Genomic DNA, 13882 nt, shown 5'->3' with positions numbered 1-13882 from the left:
GATTTGTGTTAAAATTGATTGTGGAATATATTTCAAAAAGAGGTTTGTATATGGAGAAAAACTCAATTTTAATTGTAGATGATGATCAAGATATTGTTCGATTTGTTAACGCGAATTTAATGCAAGAAGGTTTTAAAGTTTTAAGTGCTCATAACGGAGAAGAGGCTTTAGAAATCATAAATAATAACAGTATTCAACTTGCTATTTTGGATATTATGATGCCAAAAATGGATGGGATAGAATTGTGCAGAAGGATTAGAGAGAAACATAGTTTACCAATTATGTTCTTAAGCGCAAAATCATCGGATGTAGATAAAGTAATTGGATTTAGTACTGGCGCAGATGATTATATTGTGAAACCGTTTAGTACAATTGAATTTATAGCGAGAGTGAAGGCTCAATTAAGAAGGTATACATATTTCAATCAAAATACTGTCCAAGTAATAGAAAAGAAAATAAACAGTAGGGGTTTAGAAATAGATGAAGTGTCTAGAACAGTAATGTTATATGGAGAAACAATCAATCTTACGAAAACTGAATATGATATTTTGTACTTAATGGCAGCTGCAAAGAATCGTGTGTTCACTATTGAAGAAATATATGAAAGCGTTTGGAAAGAAAGAGCCTATGAAAGTAATAATACAGTAATGGTTCATATCGCAAGATTAAGAAATAAAATTGAAGAGAATCCAAAAGAACCGAAGTTTATACAGAATGTTTGGGGAGTCGGATATAAAATTGAAGATTAAATCATTACAAGGTATTAGAGCTAAGTTTTTTATCGCATTCATATGTAGCATCTTATTAGCAACTGTAAGTATAATAGCGTTTCAAATTGTAATTGGAAATATATATAGTCATGTTACTGCGTTAGAAGAAAAATATTCACTTTTATATGTAATAGCTTTTTTAATTATTACTACAATATACTTTGCATTCATGACAAGAACAATGATGAAAAGGTTATCTGAAATAAATAAGAACGTGAAAGAAATAAGTAATGGTAATTTGGAGATACATATACCTATTTCAAAAAATGACGAGATTGGTGAATTAGCAGCGAATGTTAATAGAATGGCTAAAAGTTTAAAAGAGTCTATCGAAAATGAAAAAAAATCACAGGAAATGAAAACTGAAATGATTAGTAATATTTCTCATGACTTACGAACACCTGTAACATCTCTAATCGGTTACGCGGACCTGCTAGGAAGTCAGCTTCATACAAATAGAGAAGAATGTGAACAGTATGTAAGTATATTAAAGCGAAAAAGTTATGAATTAAAAAATCAAGTAGATGATTTATTAGATTATTGTCAAATAAATTATAGGGAAATTGAATTACATAAAAGTGTAGTAAATATGAAAGCGTTCAGTGAACAAATCATGATTGATTTTGTGCCACAACTAGATGATGCCGATATGAGCTTTCGTATTAAAGGTGATAACGAGTTACATGTGGAAATGGATGTGGCGCTTATGGTGAGGCTGTTCGAAAATGTAATTAGTAATAGTATTATGTACGGGAAAGACGGAAAGGAGCTTTTAATTCAAGTTTCTAAAAGCGACATGAATGTTGAAATAGAAATTAAAAATTTTGGACAATGCATTCCGAATGAGAATCTTCCTTACGTTTTTGAGAAGTTTTATCGTGGTGAAAAATCACGTAGCTCTCATACGGGTGGCAAAGGAATGGGACTTGCAATTGCGAGAAGTATAGCAGAGCTTCATAAAGGGGATATCACTGTGCGCAGTAACGAGAAAGAAACTGTTTTCACTATCGTTTTACCGCATTATAAAGAATTGTAAGAAAGTCGTAAGTATTTCTTTTATATGTCGTAATTTTCACTTCGTATCATGTAGAACAAAGATATGAGAGTGAGGATACATTATGTGGAAGAAATATGTATTAGTAATTTTAGTTGCGTTTTTAATTATAAGTTGGAGTGTAGTTTATTTAGCTAAAGGTGTTATATCAGTCATTTTTTGGTGGAGTATACAAGCCTTTAGCATAGTATCACTCTTTATTTTGATAGGGGTAACGTTACTATTTGTGTGGAAAGGCATTTTCAGACAGCGAATAGATAGAGAGCTACTCTTCATCGTTCTTTTCTCTATAATTGGAGCTTGGCCCTTAGGGTGGTTTGCTAACATAGGGGGACTTGCTTACCCAGCAGATGTACATTCTATGAGTCCTAAGGTAGTCGTTCGTTTTCCTTTGAATGAACGAGCATTAATAGGTTGGGGCGGTGATCGGTTAGAAACAAACTATCACGTTATAAAACCAAATGAAAGGTGGGCATATGATATTCTCATTCCGCCTGCTGAAGTGAAAAGTCGTAAGTTGGGAGATTATGGAATATATGGAGCGAAAGTAATGGCACCAGCTTCTGGAACAGTTGTATCCATCAATAATGATGAAAAAGATGTAGTTCCGGGAGAGGATAATTTTGAGTCAATGGCGGGGAATCATATTTATTTGCAACTAGATGAATCAGGGACATTTTTGATTCTTGCCCATTTTAAAAAAGGATCAATTAAAGTGAGGGAAGGCCAACATGTAAATGAAGGAGATGTACTTGCTCAAGTTGGTAACTCAGGAAGTTCAAGTGAGCCGCATTTACATATTCATTATCAAAGGCAGGATCCATCCAAGGTGAGCATATTTCTTTCGGAAGGATTACCACTTTACTTTCGAACTGAAAAAGGTACGATAATGCCAGAAAGAGGTACATACATAAGTGGTAATGAAAAAAGGTATTCCAGTTTTATTGGAATACCTTTTCTCATTACCCTACAAATGTTTGATAAAGTAAGAAAATATTTAAAATGATAACAAGTGCAGCGATGATCCAAGCGATAAAGGTTGTTATGCGGTGATTAACGAGCGCACCCATAATTTTTTTATTGCTTGTAAACATAATAAGTGGCACTAATGCAAAAGCAATACCGAATGATAAGACGACTTGGCTCATGACTAGTGCGTAAGTTGGATTTACACCTAAAGCGATAATAACTAATGGTGGAATCATTGTAATGAAACGTCGTAAATATAACGGAATATGCATTCGAATGAAACCTTGCATAATAATATCACCTGACATTGTACCGACAGACGAGCTAGATAGTCCTGCTGATAAGAGCCCAATTCCAAATAAAGCAGCTGATACAGGACCGACTAAAGTACTGAACTGGTTAAAAGCAACATCAAGGTCTTCAACATGTAAACCATTTTTAAAGAATAGTGCGGCAGCAACAATTAACATACTCGCATTGATTGCTCCAGCGATAACCATTGCGATAATGATATCAATAAACTCGAAACGGAAAATTTTTTTCTTTTGTTCATCAGTTGTTCCGATCACGCGGCGTTGTGTCAATGCAGAATGTAAATAGATTGCATGTGGCATAACTGTCGCACCTAATATCCCTGCTGCAAGTAATATACTGTCTACACCTTGGAATTTTGGAATAAATAGTCCTGAAAGAAGGGGACTTAATTCTGGTTTTGCATAAAAAACTTGAATCCCAAATGCTATTACTACGATAAAAATCATCCCTGTAATAATAGCTTCTAGTGGGCGAAATCCTCTGCGTTGAAACTCAAGAATAATAAATGATCCGACTGCTGTAATTAAAGCAGCTGGTAACATCGGAATTCCAAATAATAAATACAATCCGAGTGCTGCCCCGATAAATTCCGCTAAATCTGTAGCCATAATAACGAGTTCACCTTGAATCCATAAGCCAATAGACACAGGTTTTGGAAAGTGTTCGCGAGCGATTTCAGGTAAATTATTTCCCGTAGCAATTCCTAATTTAGCTGATAAAGTTTGAATTAATACTGCCATTAAGTTAGAGGCGAATATAACCCATAATAGTAAATATCCATATTGTGAACCAGCTGCGATATTTGTAGCAAAGTTACCAGGGTCAATATAAGCTACGGATGCGATAAAAGCGGGTCCTAAAAACGGTAACAGTCTTTTCCAGCCTTTCGTTTCTCCACTTAAAGCTAAGTGTGCTGATTGAACAGTTGTACTTTGAGAAGGGACTTGTTCATCTTTTGATATATCTTTATTCATAGTAGTTTTCCCCTTTGAAATGTTAACTTGATGAAATTATTGTAAGTATTCTTATTGTTTATTTCAATACATTTAAATGTATGAGATGATATTTTTATTTGAACACAAATGTTTCCTTAGTGCAAATTATATGCCTTGCCGCAATAGATGGTGTCGTGTTATAAAAAAATGGGAGTTTATGGTGTGATCACATGGGGAAACATAATGAATTAAAGGACTAATTTTGAAATTTATGTGAACATAGAGCCTATATTACAGCATATTAATTGATGGAAATGAAATTGTATGATATATAATATATTGGGATTACAACATAACCATAGTGTTTTGTGATGTAATCTTGTTTTTATTTTTGTTAACTTATAGAAAAAATTGTAAATAGAAGAAAATAGGCTAAGTACAATTTAGTATGTATTTTCTTATTATATATGTTTTGATATGAACGTTAACTTATACATGATTTTAAAATTTAGATAGGTGGTAGAAATAAATTGGCAACTACAAAACCATATAGAGTATTACTATATTACATGTACACAACAATTGAAAATCCAGAAGAATTTGCTGAACAGCATTTAGAATTTTGTAAATCACTTGAGTTAAAAGGAAGAATTCTTGTAGCGACAGAAGGAATTAATGGAACTTGTTCTGGAACTGTTGAGCAAACAGAGAAATACATGGAAGCAATGAACAATGATCCACGTTTTGCTGGAATCGTTTTTAAAATTGATGAGGCAGATGAACATGCATTTAAGAAAATGCACGTACGCCCTCGTCCAGAGTTAGTTACACTTCGTCTAGAAGACGACATTAATCCGAAAGAAATAACTGGTAAATATTTAGAGCCAACAGAATTCTATGAGGCCATGAAACAAGAAGATACAGTTATCATTGATGCACGAAATGATTATGAGTTTGATCTAGGTCACTTTAAAGGTGCGATTAAACCGGATATTGAATCATTCCGTGAGTTGCCAGATTGGATTAGAGAAAACAAAGAAACACTTGAAGGTAAAAAGATTTTAACATACTGTACAGGCGGAATTCGTTGTGAGAAGTTTTCTGGTTGGTTAGTTCGTGAAGGTTACGAAGATGTAGGTCAGCTTCACGGCGGTATTGTAACGTACGGAAAAGACCCAGAAGTACAAGGTGAGCTTTGGGATGGACAATGTTACGTGTTCGATGAGCGTATCTCTGTACCAGTAAACCAAAAAGAGCATGTTATCGTTGGTAAAGACCACTTTACAGGTGAACCTTGTGAGCGCTATGTAAACTGTGCAAATCCAGAATGTAATAAGAAAATTTTATGTTCTGAAGAAAACGAAGCGAAACATTTACGTGCATGTTCTCATGAATGTCGTGTACACCCACGTAATCGTTATATCGTTCAACACGAATTAACTGAAGAGCAAGTAGCTGCTGCATTAGAGAAAATCGAAGCAGGGAAGTAAGCTAAATTATTGTAATAAAAAAGTACTCCAAATTTTATTTTGGAGTACTTTTTTTACTATGTGTTTTTGTCAGGTTTTGTCGGTAAGTCGATATATCTTAAAAATCGCTGATATAATTTGAGTTGCGCCGATATATTCGAAAAATCGCTGATATAATTTGAGTTAAGTCGATATATCTTAAAAATCGCTGATAAAAATTTCATTCACTGAAATTCTCTACGTATTTGTAATTTGAAAACCACCCTTTTTAATGTTTATCATCTTTCTCTTTCACAGCAGAAAGTACAGTTTGTTTTACCCATGATTTTCTTCGTTTATGTTGTAGACTCCATTGGTATAAACTTTGCGCACCTAAAATAAGTGAAATGACTATACCGCTAATTGCTATTAAAAGTGCGAAAAATTCAAGTGGAGACGATATTTTGTTTGAATCGGTGTTTCTTAAAAGATCAATCATAGTAAACCCTAACATTTGGCCTACTACAGAGTAGAGCGTTAAAATTAATAGTAAAAGACTATCTTTTTTAGAAGCGACATTTTCTTGATATTTAAACAAACTATCAAGATTTTGTTTTGCATTCGAGTATAGTACCTCAATGTTAAATAGTTTTCTTAAGCGGAAGAAAATATCTTCACTCTGTGATTGGGATACTAACTCTAAAGAGAAGTAATTTGCTGTAAATGAATTGATTGAATAAATTAATTTCTCTATTTCATTTGTATCTTGTTCAATATTTAACTCGGCATAAGCGTTGGCCATCTTTAATAAAACAACTTTATGAAATAAGTTTAATAATAAAGCGTAATAAAACTCCCCGTACATTTGACTAGCAAGTTTAGCGAATTCGTGTTCACCTTCATTTGTTATACATGTAAAAATATGTTCTTCCATAACAAAGTAGCGATTAGGAGCCCATCTTTGATAAGAATGTTTTGTTAAATAATCTTGAATATAAGGGATGTTATTTGCGCTAATATACGGATTGCCATCGTCTGTTAATCCGGAAAGACTGGAAGTTCGGTATACATCGATTATATGAAGGTCTGACTCTTTATTCACGGATAATAAAGTTTGTACATACATTCTTTGGTCTTCAAAGAAAGGAAAGGTTTGAAAGTAAGAGCTCCTCAATCTCTTTTTCTCAAAGAAGTCTGTTACACCATGAAATAAATCACCGAATATAAGTTTTTCCACTTGTGAGTATTGTTTTCCGTTACATTCAATACAAATAGTCTCGTTTGTATCATTTTTAGTTTCGAGTACACGGAAGCGGGCGGCGAATTCGATTGCTTCTGATAATGTCATGTTTGGAGCGGTTTCTACTTCTGTCCGAATTGTTAAGAAGCCAAGCTCATAAGGGCAAAGAGTTACATCAATAGAATGAATCTTGAATGGAACAGAAATCAAATTTGTTGTTAAATGTCCAGTTAAGTTAAGGTCTTTAGAATAGCGTTGTAATCCTTTTTGATGCTCTGAGTGAGGAAATAGAATTTTATTTGTAAATGAAAGATAGTATGCTTCCATATTTTGATGTGAAACTTGAAACTTTCCGTAGTATGTATTTTCATTTTCAAGATGATCGAGTCGAAAAGGGCGGAAATCATTTTTCTGTAAGAAAGGGAACATATTTTGTTCATATCCAGTTTTAAAAGAAAACGGGAATATAAATTGAAATATAGCTGTTGTTACATCTTTTTCCTCGATTGTTTGTATTGCCTCCATTTACATTGTTTCCTTTCCATATATGCTATAAAAACAACATACCCAAATTTATTTGAAAATAACCACTGTTTTATACTCGATTAAGAATGAAAATTCAGCTTATTTAGTAGGGGACATGTATAATGTTATGTATATTAAATGTTATAAAATTGTATTTTGAAAAGGGGGATGTTGTATGCGTATTTTAGTATTAGGAGCTGGTGGCGTCGGAGGCTTTTTTGGAGGTCGATTAGTCGAAAAAGGAGAAGATGTTACGTTTCTTGTCCGCAGTAAAAGAAAACAACAATTAGAGGAAAAGGGACTTGTTATTCGTAGTGTTAACGGGGATTTTTCCTTCCAACCGAAATTAATAACGAAAGAAGATCGAACTTCTCCGTTTGACGTTATTTTATTTTCAACAAAAGCGTATCACTTAAACGAGGCGATTCAAGATTTGAAGCCGTTTGTAGGTGAAAATACTGTCATCATTCCATTGTTAAATGGTATTGCTCATTTATCACTATTACAAAAGGAATTTGGCGTGGAAAAAGTAATTGGCGGTTTATGCTTTATCGAGACGACGTTAAACGATCAAGGAGAGATTGTACAAACGAGTGTTGCCAACAGAATTGTATTTGGAGAAATGAAGTCTCAAGATTCAGAGAGAATAAAGCATATTTCTAAAGCATTTGCAGGTACGAAATCTAGTTTTGTTTTAAGTGAAAATATTATGCAAGATATGTGGCATAAATATTTATTTATTACTGTAATGTCGGGTGTGACGACATTAATGCGTGCACCGATAGGACCGATTCGCGAAAGTGAAGGTGGACGCGATTTTATCCAAAACTTATTTGAAGAATGTGTGCAAATCATGAGATCTATGAAAGCTCCAGTTAAGGATGGAATTGCCCAAGAACATATGAAAACAATCGATAAAATTTCGTATGATATGAAGTCATCGATGCAGCGTGATATGGAAAAAGGTTCGTTCGTTGAAGGCGAGCACTTACAAGGATACTTACTAGATGTAGCGGAACAATTTTCTATAGAAGCACCATTATTAGGGGCAGTATATCAAAATTTGAAAGTGTATGAAGAAATGACCTTTAACAGATCAGCAATACAATTGGATGTATGAAAAAATAAAAAAGAAAGCAATATATAAGTGTATTGCTTTCTTTTTTATGACAAATTATTTATTTCTTTTCGTTCTATCTGTCAAATTTATTTCCTGTTCACGTTTACCGTATAATTGATTAATTTCATTTGCTAATGCATCTAAATAGGAATCGGAAAAAATAGGCTTCTTTTCTTTAGACATATGAGTCTCCTTTATCGATTTTTTAGTATTCATTATGTATATTTACCAGCGGATTATGCGCAATCATTTAAATTTTTTCTTTTTAAAAATTTTTGTTTACATTTTGAAAATAAAGGAGTATTATAATCCACAGTTTCAATTTTCTAAATCGCTGAAACCGCATGGTGCGGGGGACCCGTTCTTATGGATTAGTACTTAATCCAATGGGGTGAATCCTTGAAAAAGGTAGGGCTACTCATAGGCCCGAATCCGACAGCTAACCTCGTAAGCGTTATATTGAGAAGGAAGGTGGAGCTTGTGCGACAAAAAAAATAATGTCTACAAGTCTATTTCGTTATGGCTTGTAGACATTTTTTGTTTTCTGAAGAAATCGTTTACCCGCTGTAACTAGCAGAAAAGTTCGTACAAAATTATTGGAGAGTGGACAGCAGTGGTTTCATCAATCAAAAGGTTTTTAATTGGAAGGCCGTTAAAATCAACTGAGTTAGGAGAGCAAAAGCTTAATAAAACGAAGGCGTTAGCTATTTTATCTTCTGACGCATTGTCATCGGTCGCATACGGACCAGAGCAAATATTAATCGCACTAGCAGGCCTAGGAGCAGTAGCTTATTGGTATTCTATTCCTATCGCTGTTGGGGTATTAGTATTATTGACAGCCCTTATTTTATCTTATCGACAAATTATTTTTGCTTATCCGCACGGCGGGGGCGCATACGTAGTATCAAAAGAAAATTTAGGGATGAATCCAGGGTTAATAGCTGGAGGATCTTTATTAGTTGATTATATTTTAACTGTTGCAGTAAGTGTATCAGCAGGTACAGATGCGCTTACATCAGCTTTCCCTAGTTTACATGCACATAATGTAATCATTGCGATTATATTTGTTATATTGATTACTATTTTAAATTTAAGAGGGGTAACGGAATCAGCTTCCGTTTTAGCATATCCTGTTTATTTATTCGTTTTAGCACTATTTATATTAATTGGTGTAGGTATTTATAATATTATAACTGGTCAAGTTTCACCGACATTACATTCACCGATTGGAACACCAGTTGCAGGAATTAGTTTATTTTTACTGTTACGAGCATTTGCTTCAGGAAGCTCTGCTTTAACGGGTGTTGAGGCAATATCTAACGCAATTCCAAACTTTAAGGATCCTGCACCTAACAATGCAGCGAAAACATTGCTCGCAATGGGGGCATTACTTGCAGTTTTATTTTCAGGAATTGTTTTCTTAGCTTATTATTACGGAATTAATCCAAGTAAGGAAGTAACAGTCGTTTCACAAATTGCTGAACAAACTTTTGGGCGTAATTTCATGTACTATTTTATACAGGGTACAACTGCTTTAATATTAATTCTTGCTGCTAACACAGGGTATTCTGCATTCCCGCTATTAGCAGTTAACCTTGCAAAAGACAAATTTATACCGAGAATGTTTACGATTAGAGGAGACCGCCTAGGTTACTCAAACGGTATTATTATACTTGGAATTGCTTCGATTATTTTAATTGTAGCTTTCCAAGGGCAAACAGAACATTTAATTCCGTTATATGCAGTAGGTGTATTTATTCCGTTTACACTCTCTCAAACGGGGATGGTATTAAAATGGCTTCGTGACAAACCTGAAGGATGGGCTTTGAGATTAACGGTCAATTTAGTTGGTGCAGTCATTAGTTTTATTGTAATGAGTATGTTCTTTTTAACTAAGTTCGCACAAGTTTGGTCAATCCTTATTTTCTTACCTGCCATCATCTTCTTGTTCCATAGAATTAAGAAGCATTACGATGCAGTGGGTGATCAATTAAGTTTAAAAACTTGTGAGCGACTTGTTCCAATTGAGGGAAATGTAATTGTGGTTCCTGTAGCTGGTATGACGCATGTAGTAGAAAATTCATTGAACTATGCGAAGGCTCTTTCGGCAGATCAAGTTATTGCTGTATATGTTGCTTTTGACAGAGAAGAGGAAAAGAAATTTGAAGAGAAATGGAAGAAGTGGCAACCTGAAGTAAGGCTTGTTACCTTACATTCTCATTATAGAAGTATTATTCAGCCACTAACAAAGTTTATTGATACAGTACAATATAAAGCGAGTGAGTCAAATTACCGAGTTACTGTAGTTATACCACAGTTCATTCCGAAAAAAGGTTGGCATAACATTCTTCATAATCAGTCTAGTTTACTCATTCGTGCGTATTTACTCTATAAAAGAAATGTTGTTATTACGACAGTTCCATATCATTTGAAAAAGTAAGAAGATTTTTTAAGGATAGCTTTACGAAAGTGAAGCTATCCTTTTTGTGTATACACTATGCATAATTGCATATGGGTCTGAAAGATATATCGATATAATTTTTGTATCTATGAATAAGTAGAGGTTTTTGTTGTGATATATGGATATTTCAATTGAAAAAGTGAAGTGGATTATATTTTGAAATAAGGACAGGAAAGCTTGAAAATAAAGGGAATGAAAATACTTCTTTACGTTATATAAATAGCTGTGTTTAAATGACCTTACAGTACAAAACTTACATGAAAACAAAACGGAATTTCATATTTACGTACGTTATTTAGTTTAAAATGAATAATATTTTTATGTAATATATTCACTGTGTGAATGTGAGAATGGCTATAAAATAGAAATTTTATACAATATTATTCATACTAATCACATATGAAATGTTTTATAACAATAAGTAAGTACTGTAGCAATAAAAGTTGAGAGAGGTGGTTCGTACATGGATCGCGGTGAGAACGTTCTCTATTTTAACCATCTCAAACTATATGCAAGAAAATAGAATAATAAAATGCGATAGTAATAGTTGCTAATACATAGGAGGAGTTAAAGTGAAAAAGACTTTAATTACAGGGTTATTGGTTACAGCAGTATCTACGAGTTGTTTTATTCCTGTAAGCGCTTACGCTAAGGAAGGGCAAACAGAAGTGAAAACAGTATATGCACAAAATGTAATTGCTCCAAATACATTATCCAATTCAATTAGAATGTTAGGATCACAGTCACCGCTTATACAAGCATATGGACTAGTGATTTTACAGCAGCCAGACATTAAGGTGAATGCGATGAGTAGTTTGACGAATCATCAAAAGTTTGCAAAGGCAAATGTAAGAGAGTGGATTGATGAATATAATCCGAAGCTAATCGACTTAAATCAAGAGATGATGAGATATAGTACTAGATTTAATAGTTATTATAGTAAGCTCTATGAACTAGCAGGAAACGTCAATGAAGATGAACAGGCAAAAGCAGATTTTACAAATGCATATGGAAAATTACAATTGCAAGTACAAAGCATCCAAGAGAGTATGGAGCAAGATTTATTAGAGTTAAATCGATTTAAAACGGTATTAGACAAAGATAGTAGCAACTTATCACTTAAAGCTGATGAAGCAATAAAAACACTGCAAGGATCAAGTGGGGATATTGTGAAATTAAGAGAAGATATTAAAAGAATTCAAGGAGAAATCCAAGCGGAATTAACGACTATTTTGAATAGACCTCAAGAAATTATTAAAGGTTCTATTAATATCGGTAAACAAGTATTTACAATTACAAATCAAACTGCGCAAACGAAAACAATTGATTTCGTTTCTATCGGTACTTTAAGTAATGAAATTGTAAATGCTGCAGATAGTCAAACGAGAGAAGCAGCTCTTCGCATTCAGCAAAAGCAAAAAGAGCTACTACCACTTATTCAAAAGTTATCACAAACTGAAGCAGAGGCGACACAAATTACATTCGTTGAAGATCAAGTAAGTAGCTTTACAGAACTAATCGATCGTCAAATTACAACTCTAGAAACGTTATTAACGGATTGGAAAGTTTTAAACAATAATATGATCCAAATTCAAAAGAATGTTGAAGAAGGCACATATACAGATAGTAGTTTACTTCAAAAACATTTCAATCAAATTAAAAAAGTAAGTGATGAAATGAATAAACAAACGAATCAATTTGAAGATTACGTTACAAACGTTGAAATACATTAAAAATAAGTAACGATATAGGGAGAGAAGAAAAATGACAAAAAAACCTTATAAAGTAATGGCTCTATCAGCACTTATGGCAGTATTTGCAGCAGGAAATATCATGCCAGCCCATACGTATGCAGCTGAAAGTACAGTGAAACAAGCTCCAATTCATGCGGTAGCAAAAGCTTATAATGACTATGAAGAATACTCATTAGGACCAGAAGGCCTAAAAGATGCAATGGAAAGAACAGGTTCAAACGCTTTAGTAATGGATCTGTACGCTTTAACAATTATTAAACAAGGGAATGTTAACTTTGGTAATGTATCCTCTGTTGATACGGCTCTAAAAGGGAAAGTAATTCAGCACCAGGATACAGCTAGAGGAAATGCGAAACAATGGTTAGATGTATTAAAGCCGCAGCTTATTTCAACGAATCAAAATATCATTAACTACAATACGAAATTCCAAAACTATTATGATACGTTAGTTGCTGCGGTGGATTCGAAGGATAAAGCGACTCTTACGAAAGGGTTAACTAGATTATCAAGTAGTATTAATGAAAATAAAGCGCAAGTAGATCAGTTAGTAGAAGACTTAAAAAAATTCCGAAACAAAATGACGTCCGATACGCAAAACTTTAAAGGTGATGCAAATCAAATTACATCTATATTAGCTAGTCAAGATGCTGGAATTCCGCTTCTGCAAAATCAAATTACAACGTACAATGAAGCAATTAGTAAATATAATGCAATTATTATCGGTTCATCTGTTGCAACAGCACTAGGACCAATTGCAATTATCGGTGGTGCAGTAGTTATTGCTACAGGTGCAGGAACGCCGCTAGGAGTCGCATTAATTGCAGGTGGTGCCGCAGCTGTAGGCGGTGGTACAGCTGGAATCGTATTAGCGAAGAAAGAACTTGATAATGCACAAGCTGAAATTCAAAAAATAACAGGACAAGTTACAACTGCTCAATTAGAAGTAGCTGGGTTAACGAACATTAAAACACAAACGGAGTATTTAACAAATACAATTGATACTGCAATTACAGCGTTGCAAAACATTTCAAACCAATGGTACACAATGGGATCAAAATACAATTCTTTACTTCAAAATGTAGATTCAATTAGTCCAAACGACCTTGTTTTCATTAAAGAAGATTTAAACATTGCGAAAGATAGCTGGAAAAACATTAAAGACTATGCAGAAAAGATTTATGCTGAAGATATTAAAGTAGTAGATACGAAAAAAGCATAATCGGATACGAATCGTTAGAGCGTTAAGTATTGATGAGTGATTTGAAGCTCCTGTTCAGTTGTGAGCAGGAGC

Annotated in this window: 11 protein-coding genes and 1 riboswitch; of the genes, 8 read left to right on the top strand and 3 right to left on the bottom strand. The window is 33.8% G+C overall.

The window, feature by feature from the left end:
* The first annotated feature begins 50 nt into the window (after positions 1 to 50).
* The 3 genes from CER22_RS09835 to CER22_RS09825 all read left to right on the top strand — a co-directional run bounded on the left by CER22_RS09835 (position 51) and on the right by CER22_RS09825 (position 2830).
* A complete protein-coding gene (locus CER22_RS09835) occupies positions 51 to 749 on the top strand; it encodes a response regulator transcription factor (RefSeq protein WP_088608666.1) in 699 nt (232 codons plus the stop codon).
* Positions 739 to 1806: a sensor histidine kinase gene (locus tag CER22_RS09830; protein WP_060489980.1), complete on the top strand. Its 1068-nt coding sequence runs from the start codon at positions 739 to 741 to the stop codon at positions 1804 to 1806. The genes CER22_RS09835 and CER22_RS09830 overlap by 11 nt, the downstream gene beginning before the upstream one ends.
* Positions 1807 to 1888: 82 nt before the next feature.
* Positions 1889 to 2830, top strand: a complete 942-nt coding sequence (locus CER22_RS09825; RefSeq protein WP_088608664.1) for a M23 family metallopeptidase — start codon at positions 1889 to 1891, stop codon at positions 2828 to 2830.
* Here the strand turns inward: CER22_RS09825 and CER22_RS09820 are convergent.
* On the bottom strand, positions 2787 to 4082 hold the full coding sequence (locus CER22_RS09820) for an Nramp family divalent metal transporter (RefSeq protein ID WP_048543263.1): 1296 nt from the start codon (positions 4080 to 4082) through the stop codon (positions 2787 to 2789). The genes CER22_RS09825 and CER22_RS09820 overlap by 44 nt on opposite strands.
* 491 nt (positions 4083 to 4573) lie before the next feature.
* Here CER22_RS09820 and trhO point away from each other — a divergent pair, with 491 nt between their 5' ends.
* The gene (trhO, locus tag CER22_RS09815) at positions 4574 to 5533 is read left to right on the top strand and encodes an oxygen-dependent tRNA uridine(34) hydroxylase TrhO (protein WP_000246241.1); all 960 of its coding nucleotides are present in this window, start codon (positions 4574 to 4576) and stop codon (positions 5531 to 5533) included.
* 247 nt (positions 5534 to 5780) lie between these two features.
* On the opposite strand, the gene CER22_RS09810 is transcribed toward trhO, so the two are convergent.
* The gene (locus CER22_RS09810; RefSeq protein WP_088608663.1) at positions 5781 to 7256 is read right to left on the bottom strand and encodes a hypothetical protein; all 1476 of its coding nucleotides are present in this window, start codon (positions 7254 to 7256) and stop codon (positions 5781 to 5783) included.
* Positions 7257 to 7431: 175 nt separating this feature from the next.
* Here CER22_RS09810 and panE point away from each other — a divergent pair, with 175 nt between their 5' ends.
* The gene (panE, locus tag CER22_RS09805; RefSeq protein ID WP_088608662.1) at positions 7432 to 8376 is read left to right on the top strand and encodes a 2-dehydropantoate 2-reductase; all 945 of its coding nucleotides are present in this window, start codon (positions 7432 to 7434) and stop codon (positions 8374 to 8376) included.
* A 54-nt stretch (positions 8377 to 8430) separates the two neighbouring features.
* Here the strand turns inward: panE and CER22_RS33625 are convergent, their stop codons facing one another.
* A complete protein-coding gene (locus tag CER22_RS33625; RefSeq protein ID WP_000031869.1) occupies positions 8431 to 8559 on the bottom strand; it encodes a hypothetical protein in 129 nt (42 codons plus the stop codon).
* Between the two features lie 139 nt (positions 8560 to 8698).
* Positions 8699 to 8845, top strand: a riboswitch (cyclic di-AMP (ydaO/yuaA leader).
* A gap of 144 nt (positions 8846 to 8989) precedes the next feature.
* Here CER22_RS33625 and CER22_RS09800 point away from each other — a divergent pair.
* The 3 genes from CER22_RS09800 (at position 8990) to nheB (ending at position 13810) form a co-directional block, all read left to right on the top strand.
* Positions 8990 to 10816 (top strand): APC family permease, encoded by a 1827-nt coding sequence (locus CER22_RS09800; protein ID WP_087982998.1) that lies wholly within the window; start codon positions 8990 to 8992, stop codon positions 10814 to 10816.
* A gap of 593 nt (positions 10817 to 11409) precedes the next feature.
* A complete protein-coding gene (gene nheA, locus CER22_RS09790) occupies positions 11410 to 12570 on the top strand; it encodes a non-hemolytic enterotoxin NHE subunit A (RefSeq protein WP_088608661.1) in 1161 nt (386 codons plus the stop codon).
* A 31-nt stretch (positions 12571 to 12601) separates the two neighbouring features.
* Positions 12602 to 13810 (top strand): non-hemolytic enterotoxin NHE subunit B, encoded by a 1209-nt coding sequence (nheB, locus tag CER22_RS09785; protein WP_087982994.1) that lies wholly within the window; start codon positions 12602 to 12604, stop codon positions 13808 to 13810.
* Positions 13811 to 13882 lie beyond the last annotated feature (72 nt).

Origin of the sequence: Bacillus sp. K2I17 (assembly GCF_002209985.1) — a bacterium.
In the GTDB taxonomy this organism is placed as follows: Bacteria; Bacillota; Bacilli; order Bacillales; family Bacillaceae_G; genus Bacillus_A; species Bacillus_A wiedmannii.
The sequence above is the reverse complement of the archived record's forward strand: the minus strand, read 5'-3'. Positions and strand labels throughout refer to the sequence as shown.

Excerpts from the sequence above, each read along its gene's own strand:
- CER22_RS09835 (WP_088608666.1), top strand. The coding sequence starts at position 51 with ATGGAGAAAAACTCAATTTTAATTGTAGATGATGATCAAGATATTGTT.
- CER22_RS33625 (WP_000031869.1), bottom strand. The coding sequence starts at position 8,559 with ATGTCTAAAGAAAAGAAGCCTATTTTTTCCGATTCCTATTTAGATGCA.
- nheB (WP_087982994.1), top strand. The coding sequence starts at position 12,602 with ATGACAAAAAAACCTTATAAAGTAATGGCTCTATCAGCACTTATGGCA.
- CER22_RS09820 (WP_048543263.1), bottom strand. The coding sequence starts at position 4,082 with ATGAATAAAGATATATCAAAAGATGAACAAGTCCCTTCTCAAAGTACA.
- panE (WP_088608662.1), top strand. The coding sequence starts at position 7,432 with ATGCGTATTTTAGTATTAGGAGCTGGTGGCGTCGGAGGCTTTTTTGGA.
- CER22_RS09810 (WP_088608663.1), bottom strand. The coding sequence starts at position 7,256 with ATGGAGGCAATACAAACAATCGAGGAAAAAGATGTAACAACAGCTATA.
- CER22_RS09825 (WP_088608664.1), top strand. The coding sequence starts at position 1,889 with ATGTGGAAGAAATATGTATTAGTAATTTTAGTTGCGTTTTTAATTATA.